13 protein-coding genes are annotated in these 18897 nt (G+C 48.1%); 6 read left to right on the forward strand and 7 right to left on the reverse strand.

Going from position 1 to position 18897, the window contains the following annotated elements; all coding sequences use genetic code 11:
* Window positions 1-160: 160 nt before the first annotated feature.
* From NSS94_RS01580 to NSS94_RS01590, 3 genes are all read left to right on the forward strand, one after another.
* Window positions 161-2056, forward strand: a complete 1896-nt coding sequence (locus NSS94_RS01580) for an HSP90 family protein (RefSeq protein WP_069010094.1) — start codon at window positions 161-163, stop codon at window positions 2054-2056.
* 24 nt (window positions 2057-2080) lie between these two features.
* The gene (locus NSS94_RS01585) at window positions 2081-3142 is read left to right on the forward strand and encodes a hypothetical protein (protein ID WP_165149178.1); all 1062 of its coding nucleotides are present in this window, start codon (window positions 2081-2083) and stop codon (window positions 3140-3142) included.
* Between the two features lie 87 nt (window positions 3143-3229).
* On the forward strand, window positions 3230-3979 hold the full coding sequence (locus tag NSS94_RS01590) for a glycerophosphodiester phosphodiesterase (protein WP_029516834.1): 750 nt from the start codon (window positions 3230-3232) through the stop codon (window positions 3977-3979).
* A 164-nt stretch (window positions 3980-4143) separates the two neighbouring features.
* On the opposite strand, the gene NSS94_RS01595 is transcribed toward NSS94_RS01590, so the two are convergent.
* The 5 genes from NSS94_RS01595 to NSS94_RS01615 form a co-directional block, all read right to left on the reverse strand.
* A complete protein-coding gene (locus tag NSS94_RS01595) occupies window positions 4144-4971 on the reverse strand; it encodes a class I SAM-dependent methyltransferase (RefSeq protein ID WP_341040375.1) in 828 nt (275 codons plus the stop codon).
* A 141-nt stretch (window positions 4972-5112) separates the two neighbouring features.
* A complete protein-coding gene (galU, locus tag NSS94_RS01600) occupies window positions 5113-5994 on the reverse strand; it encodes a UTP--glucose-1-phosphate uridylyltransferase GalU (protein WP_023986636.1) in 882 nt (293 codons plus the stop codon).
* Window positions 5991-6413, reverse strand: coding sequence for a GtrA family protein (locus NSS94_RS01605; RefSeq protein WP_029516832.1), 423 nt, complete (start codon window positions 6411-6413; stop codon window positions 5991-5993). The genes galU and NSS94_RS01605 overlap by 4 nt, the downstream gene beginning before the upstream one ends.
* Before the next feature lie 3 nt (window positions 6414-6416).
* Window positions 6417-7508, reverse strand: coding sequence for a glycosyltransferase family 2 protein (locus NSS94_RS01610; protein WP_029516831.1), 1092 nt, complete (start codon window positions 7506-7508; stop codon window positions 6417-6419).
* A 17-nt stretch (window positions 7509-7525) separates the two neighbouring features.
* Window positions 7526-9865 (reverse strand): glycosyltransferase family 39 protein, encoded by a 2340-nt coding sequence (locus tag NSS94_RS01615; protein WP_341038405.1) that lies wholly within the window; start codon window positions 9863-9865, stop codon window positions 7526-7528.
* A 286-nt stretch (window positions 9866-10151) separates the two neighbouring features.
* On the opposite strand from NSS94_RS01615, the gene NSS94_RS01620 reads away from it, so the two are divergent.
* Together NSS94_RS01620 and NSS94_RS01625 are read left to right on the forward strand one after the other, a co-directional pair.
* The gene (locus NSS94_RS01620) at window positions 10152-10838 is read left to right on the forward strand and encodes a response regulator transcription factor (RefSeq protein WP_029516829.1); all 687 of its coding nucleotides are present in this window, start codon (window positions 10152-10154) and stop codon (window positions 10836-10838) included.
* Window positions 10835-12331 (forward strand): sensor histidine kinase, encoded by a 1497-nt coding sequence (locus tag NSS94_RS01625; protein WP_341038407.1) that lies wholly within the window; start codon window positions 10835-10837, stop codon window positions 12329-12331. The genes NSS94_RS01620 and NSS94_RS01625 overlap by 4 nt, the downstream gene beginning before the upstream one ends.
* A gap of 83 nt (window positions 12332-12414) precedes the next feature.
* Here the strand turns inward: NSS94_RS01625 and NSS94_RS01630 are convergent, their stop codons facing one another.
* Window positions 12415-16701, reverse strand: coding sequence for a S8 family serine peptidase (locus tag NSS94_RS01630; RefSeq protein WP_318628200.1), 4287 nt, complete (start codon window positions 16699-16701; stop codon window positions 12415-12417).
* A 362-nt stretch (window positions 16702-17063) separates the two neighbouring features.
* Between NSS94_RS01630 and NSS94_RS01635 the strand changes: the two genes are divergently transcribed.
* Window positions 17064-17999 (forward strand): manganese-dependent inorganic pyrophosphatase, encoded by a 936-nt coding sequence (locus tag NSS94_RS01635; protein WP_274386410.1) that lies wholly within the window; start codon window positions 17064-17066, stop codon window positions 17997-17999.
* A gap of 285 nt (window positions 18000-18284) precedes the next feature.
* Here NSS94_RS01635 and NSS94_RS01640 read toward each other — a convergent pair whose 3' ends face one another.
* Complete coding sequence (locus NSS94_RS01640) at window positions 18285-18827, reverse strand: MarR family winged helix-turn-helix transcriptional regulator (RefSeq protein WP_029516824.1); 543 nt, start codon at window positions 18825-18827, stop codon at window positions 18285-18287.
* Between the last annotated feature and the right edge of the window lie 70 nt (window positions 18828-18897).

Below are 18897 nucleotides of genomic sequence, written 5' to 3' on the forward strand. Positions count from 1 at the left end.
CAGACTTCCCGGGTGAAAAAAGGCCCTGTTATATCGTTATCAACGTACTGATACCTGAAATGCAGGGTGTGCAATCCGACTTAAATCCACGTTATACTTTAAAAGACAGTCTATTTAAACCAGATGATGGCAGTAGCATTTCGAGAAAGGAATGATCTCTATGAGTCAAACAGACCAATATCGTTTTCAAGTGAACTTGGGCGGTATGATTGATATTTTGGCCAATCATTTATATAGCAGTCCACGAGTGTTTATACGTGAGGTTCTGCAAAATGCAACAGATGCGATCACGGCTCGCAAGGAGCTGCGGAAGGTTGCTGCTGAAAGTAAAGTATTGAAAGAAGACAAGACCCTTGAAGCTACAGCTTCTGAGAGTAACAACTATGAAGGCAAAGTCATCGTAGAGTTATCTGGTGCCGGGGAGCAACAGGTATTGATGATTCAGGATAACGGCATTGGGTTGTCAGAAGAAGACATTCACCGTTTTTTATCGATTATCGGTCAGTCTTCCAAGAAGGGAGCCGATTTGCTGGCTTCTGAGACTTCGTTTATCGGACGATTTGGGATTGGGTTGCTATCCTGCTTTATGGTGAGCGATGAAATTGTGGTGCTGACCCGCTCGGTGAAGGAAGGCGTCTCCATGGAATGGAGAGGGAAGCCGGATGGGACGTATACGATTCGTCGATTGGAGACCGAACTGCCTGTAGGAACGCAAATTTATTTGCGCTGCAAGCCGGGAAGTGAGTTTTATTATGAGCCGGCGCATGTAGAGGAGTCTTTATTCTATTATGGTGCGTTGCTGCCGTATCCGGTCATGCTGTCTGTAGACGGGGAGACCAAGCGCGTCAATCTTCCATCGACGAGCTGGATGCAGGACCCAGAACAATTACGGAGCCGCCGTAGTGAGGTGCTAGATTTAGGCTATCGCCTGATGGGCGAGCGCTTCAGTGATTTTATACCGTTGCGGACGGCATCGGGCAGAACAGGCGGGATTGCATTCATTTTGCCTCGTAGTGTTAATCTGAACAGCAAGCGGCTGCACCGGGTGTACTTGAAGCATATGTTGGTGTCCGATAAGGCGGAAAATGTATTGCCAGAATGGGCATTCTTCATTAAAAGCCTGATTTGGACAGATGAATTGCAACCAACGGCATCACGTGAATATTTTTATGAAAATGAGCAGCTTGATGCGGTTCGTTCTGAATTGGGGACCTGTATTCGGGAAGAACTGCTACGCATGGCGGAATATGAACCAGACCGTTTGCAACACTGGATTCGTTTGCACGAGCTGTCCATGAAGGCGCTCGCGGTCGAGGATGATGAATTTCTGCGGATTATGCATCGCTGGTTTTCCTTCGAAAGTACATTTGGGCGGCGTGAACTGAGTGAACTGATCCGAGAGGCGGGCGGACGTCCGTTGCATTACACATCGACAGTAGATGAGTATCGTCAGATTACGCATGTGGCGGCGGCGCAATCCATGTTGGTGATCAATGGCGGCTATATTTATGATTCAGACATTTTGGAAAAGCTGCATTGGATTGACCCTAACCTGCAAACAGAGCGTCTTAGCCCTGAGGAAGTATCTCTATCATTTACCGGGCTAACACAGGAAGAGCGCGAGAATTATTACGGTGTACTACGTGTCATGGATGCTGCTTTGCAGCCAATGCGTTGTCGCGCTGAGTTGAAGCGTTTTGAGCCTGCGAGTTTGCCAGTATTGTATACCATTTCTCAGGATGCACTGACCTTGCGCTCCATGGAAAACACGGTTGAGGAGACAACCTCACTTTTTTCCAATGTGCTTGATAGTCTGAAAGCAGGAGTCCAGCAAAATTCGGGCTACTCCACTTTATACTTTAATCTGAACAACCCGGTGGTGGCCCGAATTCTTGAAGCTACCGATACGCAGATGGTTACGGCTGCTACAGAAATGATGTATGTGAATGCGCTTATGATGGGGCACTACCCGATGAACCGCAGTGAATTGGGACTGATGAATCGCAGTGTACTGCATTTTATCAATTGGGGATTAGGGAACGGACAGAATACGTAATTGCGTAATTAAGGGAGGATTCAAATGGAAGAGACAATATATGAATTGATGGAGCAGGCGCAGGATATGCCCGGAGGGGCGGCAAAGCTGGCGATTCTGGAAGAGGCTGTTCGCTTGGCAGACACTTCCGGATTGAAGGAACTCGCTTATGAAATTCGGGGAGAGATTGTAGACTGCGCTATTTTTAACGGATATCCATTGAAGTCGCTGATTGCTTTTTCGTGGCAGTTGGGCCAATTTGATCAAAATCCAGAGGAATACGACGCAGATGAGCTGTTGTGGAATTATAAATGGATACTTGGGAAGGTGTGCAGCTTTTCCAATATATCGAAGACTCAAATAGAAGATCTGGCGGAGGATATGCGCCGACGTTATGCCGAATACGGGTATAATGAGCGTCCATATTACTATTATAAGTTCCGCATCGCGATGGACATGGGAAATCTGGAAGAAGCACGGCGATATCTGGATACCTTCCGCTTGATCGAACGGGACAGTATGAGTGATTGTGAAGCCTGCGAGCAGAGCCAGATGGTGCGGTTCTACTACTTGGCCGGAGAGGATGAGCAGGCGCTTGCCGTGGCAAAACCGATTTTGTCGGGTCGTATGAGATGTGCAGAAGTGCCGCATGTGACGCTCTCGCAGGTGCTATTGCCGCTTTATCGTCAAGGCGAGGTTGATCAGGCAAAGGAGCAGCATCGTAAAGGCTATCGCCTAGTCCGGGATGACCGTGACTTTCTGAAAACGATAGCAGAGCATATCGAATATTTGACGATTGCTGATCCGGTTCAAGGGATCGAAGTGGTAGAGCGTCATCTACATATGGCGCTAGACTATGAGAGCGGGCTGGAGCAGATGTATTTTTACGCGACGATGGTGAGTCTGCTGCAAAAGTTGGATACTTCGGGAGAAAAACGGTTGATCCGGTTGCCGGCTTCCTTGGAATGGGGGAAAGAGGAGCGCACATTGACGGAAATCATTGCGTATTTTAGGCCACTGGCAGAGTCAGCGGCGGCTGATTTTGATCGACGGAACGGGAATACGTTTTATTCCGAGTGGATCGGGAAAATTGTTCGAACGGCATAGAAGAAGTGTAGCTGTGACGAATATTTTATACTGCCCAAACAATGAGCAGGTATAATGTTCCTGTGAAATGACAGGAGGGGTTATGTGGTGACTGTAACCGGAAAGGTGATTAATTTCGCACACCGCGGAGCTTCAGGTGTATGTCCTGAGAATACGATGGCGGCATTCCGCCACGCCTTGGAACTGGGAGCAACAGGTATAGAAACGGATGTGCAGCGTACCCAAGATGGGCATCTGGTGCTGATTCACGATGAGTCGCTGAAGCGTACGACAGGTTGCTCACTGGATGTAAGGGATATTACGCTGGAAGAATTAAATAAATTGGATGCGGGCGGCTGGTTTGGTGAGAAATTCCGAGGTGAGCGGGTCCCAATGCTGGATGAGCTACTGGAACTAGCCCAGTCCTCCTCGAATACAATAATTAATTTAGAGTTGAAAAATAGCATTTATCTCTATCCGGGAATGGAGGAAGAGGTCATTGCTACCGTGAAGCGTTTTGGATTAGAACAGCGGGTAATCATATCCAGCTTTAATCACGAATCGCTGGCGCTCTGTGCGCAGCTTGCTCCTGAAATCAAGACGGGGGCGCTGTATATCGAAATTATGGTCCGCCCATCCGAGTATGCCACCCAATTCGGGGTTACCGCACTTCATGCCTACAAACAAGTGGTTACACCAGAAGCTGTATCAAAGGCTTTGGCATTAGGCGTCGTCTACCACCCATGGACGGTGAATGAGCCAGAAGAAATGAAGCGTCTGCTAGAGGCCGGGGTAAACGGCATTATCACGGACTATCCTGATCGGTTGGCGCACTTATTGGCTGTCCGCTCTTCCTAGGTTGAAGACACAGTGGAACTGCAACTAAGGTTTGCAGGGATATGAGCGTGGCTATTTATTGAAGAAAAAGACTCTCCTGTACGCACTCGTTTTTACGAGGCGAGGGAGAGTCTTTTTTGCCCTAAGCCGAAGAGCGTATCATCCACGATGGCCTTGATTCCTTTCTACTTGATGCCGAGCCGCATACGATAGCTGAACAGGATGTCTAGTGTTCTGCCCTGAAAATGATTCTCTACCTGCTTCACGAAGTGGGCTATATCTTCGTCAAGCGCTCGATTGCCAAGTTTGAAAAGACTTTGAATACCCCCTTGGCTGAGAGCGAGCCCTGTATAACGAGCTGCGTCACACTGCTCACGGTTGTGGAAAACAATCTCCCGGGTATATCGGAATTGCCCGCTGCGGTGCAGATTAGCTAAATGCTGATCCTTGCTCCATTTATGAGCTTGCTGCTCTACTGGGGCTTCCTGTTCCAAAAGGGTATCCGCTTTGGTGATAAGCTCTGTATAAGCTTGCTCTATCTGCCATTGCAGCACCGGAGGCCAGTCACAGTCAAAGGCTGCGAACACGCCGCCCTGAGCCAAGACCCTGCCCGCTTCCTGAAGCGTGCTCTCGGGGTCCATCCAGTGAAAGGATTGAGAGCAGGTGATGACGTCTACAGTTCCGTCCTCAAAGGGCAGGTTGTTGGAGAACCCGCTTTTGAAGGAAATGGTTCCTGCCTTTGTCGTTCCTGCTGTCTCCAGCTTGTGCTGCGCTTTTCCTCTCATGTCCGAGTTAGGCTCGATACCGACGACTTGCCGAGCGGCGTTTTCCCATATGAAAGTTGAAAGTCCTGTACCGCAGCCAATATCGGCAACGAGCTCTACGTTTCGCTCCAGATAGCGGCTGACGATTTCCACGACGAGTGACGGTGCTTCCGGGCGGTGCTGATCGTAGTTGTCGGCAAAACCGCTAAAACGATCTACGTTGCTTTGCAGATTTCCCTCAGGTATTATAGGTCCTCTTCCTCCTTAGTTTCGACCGGGCGGCCGAGCAGATTCAAATGCTGCTGTACTCCTACATTGTACAGGTTTACATGTTCATCCATCTACTCTCGTGATTTCACAGCACCCGTCGGATTTCGGAGGGGAAATTCCCTATTTTATCATTGAAGCAAGCGCCCACTCGCGCATCATGGAGTCAAGCATTGGACGCAAATCTTCGCGTTGCATACCCATGTGGAGCACGGCTTCCAGATATCCAGCTTTATCTCCAATATCATAACGTGTGCCTTCCAGTTCCAATGCGAGCAGTTGGTTCTGCAATGCTACCTGATGGAGTGCGTCTGTCAATTGATATTCACCGCCTGCTCCAGTGGACAGGTTTTCCAATATAGAGAAAATGGAAGGCTCCAATACATACCGACCAATGACTGCCTGCCGCGAAGGGGCATCTGCCGGAGAAGGTTTTTCAACAAGCCCGCCGACTTCGTGGATGAGACCGTTCTGGTGAGTAGAGTCAATAATGCCGTATTTACTCACATCTTGTTCTTCCACCGTGCGCACGCCGACCACTTGCTTGCCAGTCGCCTCGTAGACATCCATCATTTGACGGATCGCCGGGGTGGAGGAATTCATAATATCATCGCCCAGCAACACGGCAAATGGTTCATCGCCGATGAACTGACGAGCGCAGCTTACCGCGTGTCCCAAGCCGAGAGGTTCTTTTTGACGGATATAGTGAATGACTGCTTTACCCCCGATGCTTTGAACTTCACGCAGAAGATCGTATTTACCTTTGCTCTCCAGTACCTGCTCCAACTCCACAGACTTGTCAAAATGATCCTCGATGGCTTTTTTATTACGCCCCGTTACGATAATGATGCTCTCAATTCCGGACTTGATAGCTTCTTCTACGATATATTGAATAGCCGGCTTGTCTACGATGGGAAGCATCTCTTTCGGTAAAGCTTTCGTAGCTGGTAGAAAACGGGTTCCTAATCCGGCGGCTGGAATAACAGCTTTTGTAATTTTTCTCATAGAAACTCACTTTCCTTTCGGGATGGGGAACCAAATACCCAGTATCGGCTCCCGATATAATTGATGATCATTCCGGCTGCGGTGGCGATCAGCTTGTCTAAAGCAAGTGGCAACTCGGTTCCCGTGTGGAGCACTTGCAGTAATAGGGAGGTTATCCCTAATACGACCAGGTTGATGACGATAAATTTGGGTAATTGACGCTTGTTTGTGTCGTTTGATAGTTGTTTGTTGAATGTCCATTTGCTGTTCAAAATATAACTGTTGGCTGTGCCGCAGCTGTACGAAATGATCTGCGCTACAATGACCGGCACTCCGCCCCAAGCTAGCAGCATAAAAATAATATAATCTACGCCTGTATTCACCAGACCTACAATGCCAAATCGAATCATAGGAAGCAGCTGGGCCATGCGACTTTTCATAGTTTAGGCTCCATGACCGGATTTGGGTCCGGTATATACCGCACTGTTGCCGCGCACTGTGCGTCCTGCCGAAATCAGGCTTTCACGGGCTCCTTGCATGTACAGGGACTCGCGTGGTTCAGGGGCCTTCATAGCATGTGTCGGACCGTTTTCGTATTGTCCACCCAGATGCTCACGGACAATGTATAGCGGACGTGCTTTGGTTTCGTCATAAATCCGTCCAACATATTCACCCATAATACCGAGAATGATCAGGATCACCCCGTCGAAAATCAGGCTGATGCTAATCATAGACGACCAGCCCTTCATCACGTAGGAGTCGGTGAAAAAGTTGAGAAACAGTACGTACATCAGATACAGGAAGCCGGACATGGAGAGAAGTGCACCGATATACCCTGCCAGCTTGAGCGGCTTAATCGAAAAGGATGTGATCCCGTCCAGACTGAGCTTGATCATTCGTTTCAACGGATACTTGGTCTCGCCCGCGAGCCGCTCGTCGCGCTCATATTCTACAGCAGTTTGTTTGAATCCGATCCAGCTGACCAGTCCACGAACGAATCGGTTATTTTCCGGCAGCCGTTTCAATTCTTCTATGACCTTGCGATCCATTAAGCGGAAGTCCCCGGTGTCGACCGGGATATTAATGTCCGTTGATGCTTTAAGTACACGGTAGAAGAGGCTGGCAGACCATTTCTTGAAGCGAGTTTCGCCATTGCGTTTGAGCCGTTTGGCGTAGACCACTTCATAGCCTTCCTTCCACTTGTTAGCCATCTCAACAATCAGTTCCGGCGGGTCTTGGAGGTCGGCGTCAATGACGACGACCGCCTCCCCCACCGCATAATCCATCCCGGCGGTAATCGCTAGCTGATGACCAAAATTGCGAGAGAAATCAATCAATACAATGGTGTCATCTCTGAGACTGAATTCCTTGATCAATTGGACGCTGCGGTCCGAACTTCCATCATTTACGAAGATCAGCTCGTAGGGCTCACCCATTGAGCCCATGACTTGTTTCAGCCTCCGGTAGGTTTCCGTAATAACAGCTTCCTCGTTGTACATCGGAATAACTATGGAATAACGGATGGGTTCACTCATTCGTAGTTCCTCCTCATTTATAATGTGATTTCGTATAAAGTACCGCTTCCGCCACGATCGTCTCCGCCAGGGCCACCTTGACCATCCTGGGCGTTCGCATTGCTGTTCGTCGTGTCGCTTCCGCTCTCGGTGGCTTTAACGTCTGTACTTGTTTCGTCTGCTGTTGTTTTCCATTCATCTTTAGGGATCAACTTGCCGTGTTCTTTGATCCATGCAGTGACTTCAGAGTTACCGCCGTCCGGTCCGCCGCCTCCACCAGAAATCATGAAGTACTTCACTTGTCCGCTTTCGACCAGCGCCTTGATTTTATCGACGGTATAGACTGGATCGGAGGATACAAAACCGTTCATAATAATTACTTTTTGTCCGGCCTCGACCAGGTAAGGAGCAGCCGTTGAATAATTACTTGCTGCGAAAAGGTAGGTTTCACCTGTGTTATTTTTTTGCAAATAGCTCAACGTTTTTTGATCTAAACTTTGGCTACCGTTGGGTCCTCCCATTCCTCTGGAACGGGTAGAAGATTTTTGCTCCGTGTCTGTACTTGTTTGTGTGCTTGAAGTATTTCCATCAGGACTGGAATTCTCTGCATTATTGGTCTGGTTATTCGTTTGAGTTCCTTCGGCTTGTTGTCCATTGGCGCTCTGACCTCTATTGCGATCATTGCCGCCCGGCATTCCGCCACCGCCACCGCCGCCAAATTGAGTGGGTCCGGCTTGTGGAATCATACTGTTCCCTCCGTAGATGATCGGTGTCAATGCCCAATATGCAGGACCGATAAACATAGCGAGTACACTTGCAATGATGGCGAACCTTGTGAACTTCTCAGATTTCATTCGTGCCACTACCTGCAGCACCGTGCCGATGATCCCTAAGATCAATACCGTGATGGACCAGCCGCTGCCAATGGTATCGTTGTAATTTTGCAAAACAAACCAGCTAAATACCGAGGTTGCCAATACTGCTGCGGGTAACAGCCAGGAGAGCCAGTTGGAACGCTCACGATACTGCTTCCACAATTCTACGAATCCTGCTCCAAAGAGCGCTGCAATTGGTGGCGCGAGCATAATCAGGTAATAATGATGAAAGAATCCTGCTACGCTGAAAAATGCAGCTACGGGAATCAACCAGGTCAGCCAGAAGATGACCTCTTTGTGTTTTTGTGTGATATTACGACGTCGAATGCTTGCAAGCAGGCCGATGGAAGCAATTAATGCAAATGGAAGCAGCCAGCTGGCTTGACCTGACAGGGAGGATTGGAACAACCGTAAAGGTCCTTTTTCGCCAGTACCGAACATGCCGCCACCAGAATTCCCTCCCGGTCCACCGCCTGGACCGCCCTGGCCACCTTGCCCGTCTCCAGGACCACCTTGTCCGTTGCCGCCAAATCCACCCGGTGGCATTTGACCACCTGCACCCATGTTGTTGGCACCTGAGTCATCCGTAGAAGTAGTGCTGTCCAATGATGTGGTCGTCTGAGCCTGATCCGTGTTTGTGTTGCTGCTATTCGTTGCAGCGTTATTGTTCCGATCCGTACGTTCTCCGCCACGATTGCCACCTGTACCCTGATCTCCTGTCAGACGGGACAGGCCGTTATAACCAAAGGCCAAATTCAGCACAGAGTTCGTACCGCTACTCCCCATATAAGGGCGTTCATCTGCCGGAGTAGAGTCCACTACGACTGCCCAAGAGAGTGATACGATCAGGAGGACAACTGCTGATCCTACCAGTGTTGCTGCTTTTCGCTTCCAGTTAAACTTGGAAGCCAGCAGATAGAACAGACCCAGTGCGGGAACGATCATATAGGCTTGTAACATTTTTTCGTTAAAGGCGATGCCTACGACTGCGAAAGCAGCAAGGATCAGCCCGGTTTTGCTATTTCTAAGGCCTCTGAACAATAGCCATGTTGCGAGCAACAGTGTGAAAACCAACATAGCGTCGATGTTATTCGTACGGCTAACCGCTACGGCTATCGGTGTCGTTGCCATGGCGAAGGCGGCCAAACGTGCGGCCATCGTACCGAAGCTCGGTTTGACGAGCAAGTAAACGAGCAAGACCGATCCGACTTGAGCCAGCGCCTGTGGCAAGATAACGCTCCATCCGTGAAGCCCGAATATATAGGCGCTCAGTGTCTGAATCCAGAACACCACAGGGGGTTTGTCTACCGTTACCGATCCGGCAGAATCAAGTGAGGCGAAAAAGAAGTTGTGAAAGCTTTGTAGCATGCTTGCTACGGCCGTCGTGTAGTAGGTGTTTACATATTTGTCTTGCCAGATGTTGTATCCGTTCAAAAATGCGGATATCAGCATAATGATGATCAGGGGGATGTCCGCCCTGGTCTTAAACCATTTCTTAATCATGTTCATTCCACTCCCTGTAAAATTCTTTGTATTTATTCCGTTGTTCTAGCCGCTATCTTCAGGACTGCGGAATGACCAGTCGCTTCCGATCTTGGCCCGGTGAACTACCGGCTTGCTATTATCATGCCAGACCTACCTTAATTGGTTCTGAGCGCTCCCTGAACGTTAGCTGAAAGCTGAGCAGGGGTGCTTTTTTTACGACAGGATTCAGGTATATTAGATACAGGTGAAAATGAATCGACTTTTATATGAAAAAAATGCAGCAACATGAAAGGGAAGATGAATAATGAATCCAATACACGGAGTTAAAATTATGCTGGCAGATGATGAGCCTCATATTTTGCAATTTTTAGAGCTTGGACTGATTAATGAAGGATATGAGGTCAGAACCGCGGAGAACGGGAGTCAAGCGCTCGATTTGGCAAAAGAGTTTCGCCCACATGTAGCGGTGCTGGATGTGATGATGCCGGAAATGAACGGTTTTGAGGTGTGCCAAAGTCTCAAGGAGACGGAGGATAACATCGCGGTCATTATGCTGACTGCCAAGGATGATGTAGACGATCGGGTAAAGGGCTTAAAACTCGGCGCGGATGATTATGTCGTAAAGCCCTTCAGTTTTAATGAGCTGCTGGCTCGCATTGAAGCGCGCTTGCGCAATCAGTTCCCCGATCTGCTGGGAGAAGTGGTTCACGGCCCCTTTCAAGTGGATGATCGACGGAAGGAAATCCGTTATCAGAGTCAGGTGCTGGAACTGTCGCCTACCGAATATGAACTATTGAAGTTTTTGGTGTTGAATCACGGGATTGTGTTAAGTAAAAGTCGTATTCTGGACCGGGTATGGGGGTACGATTTTGGAGGCGAGGATAATATTGTTGAGGTGTACATTCGCTCCTTGCGTGAAAAACTCAAAGACAAGGAGCACCGGGTCATCCGTACGCTGCGCGGTGTGGGATACCGGGTGGATCTGCTATGAAGCCGGGCGGGAAAAGTCGGAGAAAATATGCACTCCGTTCTCTCCGGTCCCAGCTTTTGGCCAGAACGTTACTTATTTTGGCTTTGCTGCTCGTATTGATTGGTTTTCTACAATATTTTCTGATGAAAGATTTTCTGTATCGCAGTCGGGCAGAAGCTATGAATACGCAGCTGAATTCAATTCCTGCCGATTTATTGATTAAGGATTCGCAGGAAAAGAGCGGGGCTGGGGTAACCGTTCCTCAAGATGAGTCCAATCGAAGGAGTAATCGACCGGGACCGTTTCTGTTTTGGCCGGATATGTCGCTTGCTTCTATAGGTATAGACGGCACCTTCCAGAGCTTGTCCAATGAAAATGGACTTAAACCGCCGCGTCTCACCACTCAGCAGTATCAAGCAATGCAGCAGAGTAAGCGCATGCGTCACGGCTATCAATTAATCACGGATGCCCAGGGGAAAGAGCAACTGGTTGTATTCCGTCCGCTTGGTCCACCTGACCGTTCTTCCGGTTTACTTCAAATGGGCGTATCCACGACTTCTATGCAAGAGCAGTTGATTAACCAGCTCCGCACCTTTATTTTATTGTCTCTGATTGCACTTGCGATTGGGTTGGCGCTTATGCTTCCGGTGCTGCGCCGCACGTTGGTACCCCTTTCCAGGATGGTTGAGGCTGTCAAACGTATTGATGCGGGCAATCTGGCCGAGCGCTTTGACGCAGAGCAAGGGCAGTATGAGGTGGATCGTTTGGCGGTTTCATTTAACGGAATGCTGGAACGGCTGGAGCATTCTTTTGCAGCCGAACGGGAATTGCAGATGCAGATGAGACGATTTATTGCGGACGCCTCCCATGAACTGCGCACCCCGCTCACGTCTATTCACGGCTTCTTGGAAGTGTTGCTTCGTGGAGCTGCATCCAATCCGAAGCAGCTCCAATCAGCATTAGAAAGTATGTATGGTGAATCCAAGCGGATGAATAAGCTTGTCTCTGACTTGCTATTGTTGGCTAAGCTGGATCGAACACCGGAGTTAAAGCTGGAAGACATACCATTAGATGCGTTGCTGCTGGAAATGAAACCGCAGCTTCTTATGCTAGCAGGTACACGTAAAGTGGTTTTTGATATGACGGCAGGTATACGGGTATTGGCAGAAGGGGATAAAATCAAGCAGGTCGTGCTCAATCTGTTTCACAATGCGGTTCAGCATACCGATATGGAAAGAGGTGTAATCCAGGTAAACCTGTCTGCAGGTAAGAAGTTGGTGGATATCCAAATTCGTGATAACGGGCCAGGCATGAGTAAAGAACAGCTGGAGCGGATATTTGAGCGTTTTTATCGTGGAGATGAATCGCGTACACGTAGCTCAGGCGGGGCGGGTCTTGGTCTGGCCATTACACAGTCTATCGTGGAAGCACACGGCGGGAACATTACAGCCGAAAGCACCCTGGGAACGGGAAGTGTATTCAAAGTAACGCTACCTTTAGCGGGAACAGTATAGTATTGCAGATTATGGCGTAACATAGAAATAGCCCCCCGAACCGCAGCTTTGGTTATAACACGGCTCGGGAGGCTTTTTAATTGTTAGTTAATCAGCGCAGCTTTTTGTAAGAGCACATGCAGCACCTTGGCAGATGCCTCACGGGTTGTAGGTGCATTCGGCTGGAAGTAGGAGGAGCCTTTAATCGCTTCTCCGTTAATGATGCCTGCTGCACTTACTTTTTCAATACTGTCCTTGGCATAGCCTGCAAAGGATGAAGCATCATGGTACGGTGTACGTGCAGGGCCATCGGCTGCTGCTTTGATTTGAAGCAGGTCTATAGCTTTACCCAGCACGACAGCAATTTCTTGACGACTGATATTAGCATTCGGATCGAACTTGTCGCTGCTGCGGCCCGTAATCAATCCAGCTTCATAAGCGGCTGCCACATCGCCGGAGTACCAGCTACCTGCCGGGATATCACTGAATGGTCCAGCAGTACCTGGTGTCAGGCCGAGTGCCCGGGTTACCAGGGCTGCAAATTCTGCACGTGTCACGTTCTTCTTCGGTGAGAAAGTCGTGTCGGTCGTACCGTTGATCAGCAACTTGTTCGCCAGCGATTGAATTTCGGATTGGGCATACGACGATGAAATATCTTCAAAGCTAACGGGACGTGTCGCCGCTGCATACGTCGAGAAGCCCAGACGGCTTACCTTGACGACGGTAGATCCATCAGCCTGCTTGGTGAAGACGGATGGAACGGGATAGACATTTCCGTTTGCCGTATAGAGTACACCGGCTGTATTGGAATCAATTTGACCAGGTACTGTAAAAGATCTGCTAATAAACTGTCCTGGAGCAACTTTGAGCGATTGACTCTTGCCACCAGTGACAACGTTAGCTTCAAACCCTACCGGGGTGCCGATCACATTGGAGCCTTTCAGCTTGCCTGTAAATGTACCGCTCGCCTCTGCTTGGCTGCTGATGATCACTTCAATGCCTGCACCAGCAGGAACATTTTTCAGAGCGGATACTGGCAAAGCCAGAGAGGAGCCTGTATTGCTTACAATCAAGCTGCTTCCTGCTGCAGCCTTGCCCAGCGTTACCAGTTGTGTGGAAGTGAGCGATGCTTTCGTCGTTTGGCCTGCTTGGCTAGTAGCCGACAGTACAATAGCTGTCGGGCTGGAACCTGCTGCTGTCACGGCAGCCTGCAAATCTGCATCGGTTACTGTCAGCGACTGTACATTATTGTTCAATGCAACGGCTGTAGTGACAGTTTTAACAGCCTGTCCTTGCTTCACTACGCTTTGAAGTGAAGGAGCAGATGTAGGAACAGGGGTGGATGTGTTCGTTGCAGCAGAAGGTGTAGTATTGCTTCTGCCGCCACCTCCACCACCTCCGCCTCCACCACTACCGCTGGATGCGGCGCTATTATCCACACGAATAGCTTTAGTGGCGGTGAACAGTTTAGGGCCATCGGTATTGCGTTCAACTTCGCCCTTTTCATTCAGTTCAGGAGAACTGACTTCCAGCTTGTACACGCCATCTTTCAAGTGTTGAATAACGGGTTGACCATTAGCATCCAGCACAGGCTTGCCATTGTCATCTAATTCCACGTAACTTCCGTCAATACCCTTAAAGGAATATACGCCTTGTTTGAGGCGAGCGTTAGCTCCTTGTTCTTTGGAAGTCGTTATTCCATCAATCAGACCGATCAATTTATCATCTACGCCGTATACATAAAGCGCGATCTGGTTGGTTTTATCTGTGGTCAGGCGGAAAGCCAAATCTGTTGAGCGCTGAGCACCTGTCCGACTTGGGTAAATAATCGGGTTGGTAACACTCAGGTCCTGCAAGCCAAAGCCTGTCGTTGGATTTTCTTTGCCCACATGAACGACGAACGGCAAATGTAGTGTTGGCAGTCCGGCGCTTTTCAGAATAACTTCCCCTTCATATACACCTGTGGCTGCACCCGAATTTGGTTGCACAGACAGGAAGAACGGTTGCGATTTACCCGGTTCTGCCGAAATTGCTCCATTCGCGCCAACACCTTGCAACTGAACGGCAATGTTGCTCACGTCAGGTGTAGCAATCGGCTTAGTTGGATCAGAGGTTACATTATCATGTAACACGGTGCTGGCTTCATATTGCACAGTGTTAGCCGACAAGTTTTTGAGTTGAAGCTGAATCTGCTTCGCATCACTACCAGGTCGTAACACCCCGAAGCTGGCGGAAGGATTGTAATTCACAACCTCCTGCCGATTAAAGTTTTTGTCGAGAATCGTAATCTTTTCGACGGTTTCCAGCAGGGCTGGCGTCTGAATCGCATTAGCGATGTTTACAAGGCCTGCACCTTGGGAATACACATCATATTGGATTTTATCCTCATCAAAGAGTGTAACCGAAGTGTTTGCCAGAGCAGCGCGGATATCAAACGGTGTCCAGTTCGGATGTTGCTGCTTCAGCAACACGGCAAGTCCAGCCACATGCGGAGATGCCATACTCGTTCCGTTGCTGCGTTTGTAAGCTTGCTCATAGGATGCATCCGGATAGAACTTGGCGAAGGCAGGGTAGGTTGACATGATGCTAACCCCTGGTGCGCTCACGTCCGGCTTGATGCTCAGCAGTTCATCGCCATTGGGTCCGCGGGAGCTAAATCCGGCCATGGTATTACCAGGATTGTCAGTACGATGATACTCTTCTCCAAAAGCAATAAAGAATTTTTGTTTGTGGTTTTGGCTTTCAATGATTTGTCTTGCCAGTGCTCTACCTTCTTTTCCTGTCATGTCAAAGGTAGGGATATAATCTACATTGTCTCCTTGATTCGAATTAATGTAACCATCGTAACCAGGGATAGCTTCACTCAGATTGGCTCGTGTGCTGTCGCCAGATTTCGCTTGACCATTAAAAATAATAATAGCCTTTGCACCATTTTGTTGTGCGTTTGCGATCTTGTCTACGAAGCCCAAGACGCCACGCGATACGATCACAACCTTATCTTTTACATCTTTAGAAGTGAAATCATCTGGATATCCCAAATTGGCATAAACCAATTCCAATGGTTCTGTCCCCATAATAGAAGAAAAATCCTCATGAAAAGTTTGCCAAGCCATCATATTAAAATTGTAATAGGTATCTGATGTAACTGTTAAAGGCTTTTCATCATTACCATAGGTTACAAGATTGACGGATGCTTTATTTGAATAGCTATGGCTCGGGGAAGTGGCTGCACCGACGGAAATCGCCAGCTGGGATGTTGCGGGAGAACCCATGGAATAAAAGTAGGGTCCTTGTTGGGCCGCATTACCATTCGCTATGACCGCGACTACGCCGGAAAGTACAGCATTATTAATAGCAATGGAATCCGGGGAGTTCGGGTCCTTTTCGGAATCCGAGCCCAGCGACAGGTTAATGACGTTCATACCATCTTTGACAGCACGTTCAATACCATCAATGACCTGTGCGGAGGAACCGGAGGAGCGACCCGTCTTGGTATTGCGTCCAAGCACTTTATACACGTATAAGTCCGATTTATAGGCAATACCCTTTTGCACAATATCCGAGGATTTATTGGCGGCTTTACCAGCAATTGTGCCAGAGACGTGAGTACCATGTGTCGTTCCGCTAAAACCTGTGCCGAATGGATCATTCTCCTTTTCGAGGAACGGTTCCTCGTAAGGGTCGTTGTCCTGTTCAAAAGAGTCATATCCGCCTTTGTAGGCTTCTTTCAAGTCCGGATGCTCATAATCGATACCGGTATCAATAACCCCGACCTTGATTCCCGCGCCATTCAATCCTTTGGCCCAGGCTTCAGGAACACCAATCTGGTCCAGCGGTGCGTTATCATAAGTGGCTTCACTGGCTGTAAGTGTTGGCGGGTCCTGTACGGGGATGGAATAATACGTTTTGTTTTCATGAATGGATTTTACGCCTGGCAGTTTAGCCAGTTCTGGAATCTTATTGGCTGGCAGTGTGACCTCCAAGCCGTTAAGCACCGTGTTGTACTGGTAATTCACCTGAAGAGAAATACCATGCTCAGCGGCTTGGTCTACGAACGTAGTTTGCTCAGTAGCAATCGCGGATTCCGCTTTTTGCTCAGATTGAGCTGTAAAAGCTTGGACGCCTGAACGTGCTGCATATTTGTCCACGGCTAAGGGCTCACCATCAAGCTGTACGATGACTCTGACCTGACGGGAAGAATCTGTGCTGAGCTCTGGCGAAATGAAGGCCGGAGCCGCCTCAATAGTCAATGCTTGCTGAGCTTCCAGAAATGAGTTGATTTGCAGATCTGCGCTAGCAGCAGAACTGACAGACGGCAGAGACAAGCTTACCGTCAAGGCAAGAGCGAGTGATACGACAGGTATTTTTTGCAAAATGATCGGCTTTTTCAAAGATTTCCCTCTTTTCAATCAAAATATGATATCTCTACATACTAGGATTTGAAGCCACTGCCGTTATTCTCACGCCTCCCTTAATATCTAAAATAATAGAATTGACCACTGGTGACTAACTTGCCAGTTTTGAGGCATATCTTACCATATTGGTGGGATATATTACTATATGTTTTTTATATTTTTAGAAAAAATAAGGTTAACATTACATGTAGATTCCATGGAAATGTTATGAATTTACTAGATTATTTTTGAAAACAATCGAAGAGGAATGGGAGAATGCGAGATTTAATGATATAATCTGCATTGGAATTGTTGAGGTTTCACAATCATGTAAAATGCCTAAGGCAAAGGAGTCGATTATGTTGGCAAAAACATTGATTTTCGGGCATAAAAATCCGGATACGGATACCATTTGCTCAGCTATTGCTTATGCAGACTTAAAAACCAAACTGGGCGCGGACGTAGAGCCGGTTCGTCTGGGCGAGGTGAACGGGGAAACGCAGTATGCACTGGATTATTTCAAAGTGAGCGCGCCACGTCTGGTTGAGCAGGTTGCTGCTGAAACGGACAACGTCATTCTGGTCGATCATAATGAACGCCAGCAAAGCGCCGCTGATATTGACAAGGTACGTGTAACTGAAGTCATCGACCATCACCGGATCGCTAACTTTGAAACAAGCCAGCCGTTATACTTCCGCGCTGAGCCAGTGGGTTGCACAGCCACCATTTTGAACAAGCTCTACAAGGAAAATGGTGTAGCAATTCCGAAAGATATCGCAGGTCTAATGTTGTCCGCGATTATTTCCGATTCTCTGTTGTTTAAATCCCCAACCTGCACGGATCAAGACGTAGCTGCTGCTCGTGAACTGGCTGAAATTGCTGGTGTGGATGCAGATCGTTACGGATTTGACTTGCTTAAAGCGGGAGCTGACTTGAGTGGTCATACCATTGAACAGTTAGTAAGTCTGGATGCCAAAGAATTTCAGATGAATGGTCGCAAAGTGGAAATTGCTCAAGTGAACGCAGTAGACGTAAACGATGTGTTGTCCCGTCAAGCTGATCTGGAAGCTGCATTGGCCCAAACCATTGAAGCTAAAAATCTTGATCTGTTCTTGTTCGTCGTAACAGACATTGTGAACAGTGATTCCATTGGTATTGCGCTGGGAAGCCAAGCCCAGGCAGTCGAAAAAGCCTATAATGTTCAGTTGGACGACAATAAGGCTGTTCTGAAAGGCGTCGTATCGCGCAAATCGCAAATTGTACCTGTATTGACTGACGCTTTTAACAGTTTGTAATGATAAATAATAAGCCTCCTGAACCCGACTGCATAATGGCAGTGGCAGCAGGAGGCTTATTTTTATTTCTTCAGTTCTGCCAGACGTCTCCGATGCGGAACTCAAATGCCAATTTCAACTTCAGCGCTGCCCATCATGAAACCGCTACCATGAAAAATGAAGAATACAGGGAGTGGATGATCCTTTCTTTCCGATGTACTTTGGGAGAATACGAAGGTTTGAAATCGGACGCAGCACCCATTCTGCCAGCAGATATGCGGGCAAGTTTGACGAACAGTTTTTGCCTCAGTCTTCGCACCATTTTTCTCTCTTCTCTCTGGAGTCGGTTAGACGCGAACCTTTGACATCTTCAAACGCAGAACGTACGCGTGACAAATAGGTTTGGAACTGACAGATTTCCGACTCACTAAAGTCTGACATCAGACGTGAAGCCAGCCCTACGAAAAAGGGATCCATCTGTTGAATTTTACTTTTTCCTTTATCGTTCAGGGACACGAACACTCCCCGCTTGTCATTGGGATCGTCATATTTATTAATGAATCCCTCTTGTTCGAGAGAAATAACCATGGAACTGATTGCTGCCCGGCTTACACCCATCTTTTCAGCCAAAGCAGAAGGAGAAGACATTTCATCTCTTTGTGCTGAAAGTACACAAAGCGCGATATATTGCCCGTAGGAGAGACCAAATTCACGTGAACGCTTCTCCATGTTTTTACGTATTTCATAAGTTATGGAAAATAAATCTACCAAAACACCAATTGGTTTATTGCCACCTGGAAAGAGATTATAGGCCAGTTGACGAATTTCGGAGTCCAAAAAAAAGAACATGCGATCCACCTCGATGTAGTTAATTAGTTAACTGTAATTTAATTAACCACTGGTTGCAATGATTTATACA

This window comes from Paenibacillus sp. FSL L8-0644, assembly GCF_038008165.1.
Lineage (GTDB): Bacteria > Bacillota > Bacilli > Paenibacillales > Paenibacillaceae > Paenibacillus > Paenibacillus polymyxa_D.

What these genes read in the sequence shown, in the direction of transcription:
- NSS94_RS01580 (WP_069010094.1), top strand. Translation starts at nt 161, where the DNA reads ATGAGTCAAACAGACCAATATCGTTTTCAAGTGAACTTGGGCGGTATG.
- NSS94_RS01585 (WP_165149178.1), top strand. Translation starts at nt 2,081, where the DNA reads ATGGAAGAGACAATATATGAATTGATGGAGCAGGCGCAGGATATGCCC.
- galU (WP_023986636.1), bottom strand. Translation starts at nt 5,994, where the DNA reads ATGAGAAAAATTACAAAAGCTGTTATTCCAGCCGCCGGATTAGGAACC.
- NSS94_RS01605 (WP_029516832.1), bottom strand. Translation starts at nt 6,413, where the DNA reads ATGAAAAGTCGCATGGCCCAGCTGCTTCCTATGATTCGATTTGGCATT.
- NSS94_RS01610 (WP_029516831.1), bottom strand. Translation starts at nt 7,508, where the DNA reads ATGAGTGAACCCATCCGTTATTCCATAGTTATTCCGATGTACAACGAG.
- NSS94_RS01615 (WP_341038405.1), bottom strand. Translation starts at nt 9,865, where the DNA reads ATGATTAAGAAATGGTTTAAGACCAGGGCGGACATCCCCCTGATCATC.
- NSS94_RS01620 (WP_029516829.1), top strand. Translation starts at nt 10,152, where the DNA reads ATGAATCCAATACACGGAGTTAAAATTATGCTGGCAGATGATGAGCCT.
- NSS94_RS01625 (WP_341038407.1), top strand. Translation starts at nt 10,835, where the DNA reads ATGAAGCCGGGCGGGAAAAGTCGGAGAAAATATGCACTCCGTTCTCTC.
- NSS94_RS01635 (WP_274386410.1), top strand. Translation starts at nt 17,064, where the DNA reads ATGTTGGCAAAAACATTGATTTTCGGGCATAAAAATCCGGATACGGAT.
- NSS94_RS01640 (WP_029516824.1), bottom strand. Translation starts at nt 18,827, where the DNA reads ATGTTCTTTTTTTTGGACTCCGAAATTCGTCAACTGGCCTATAATCTC.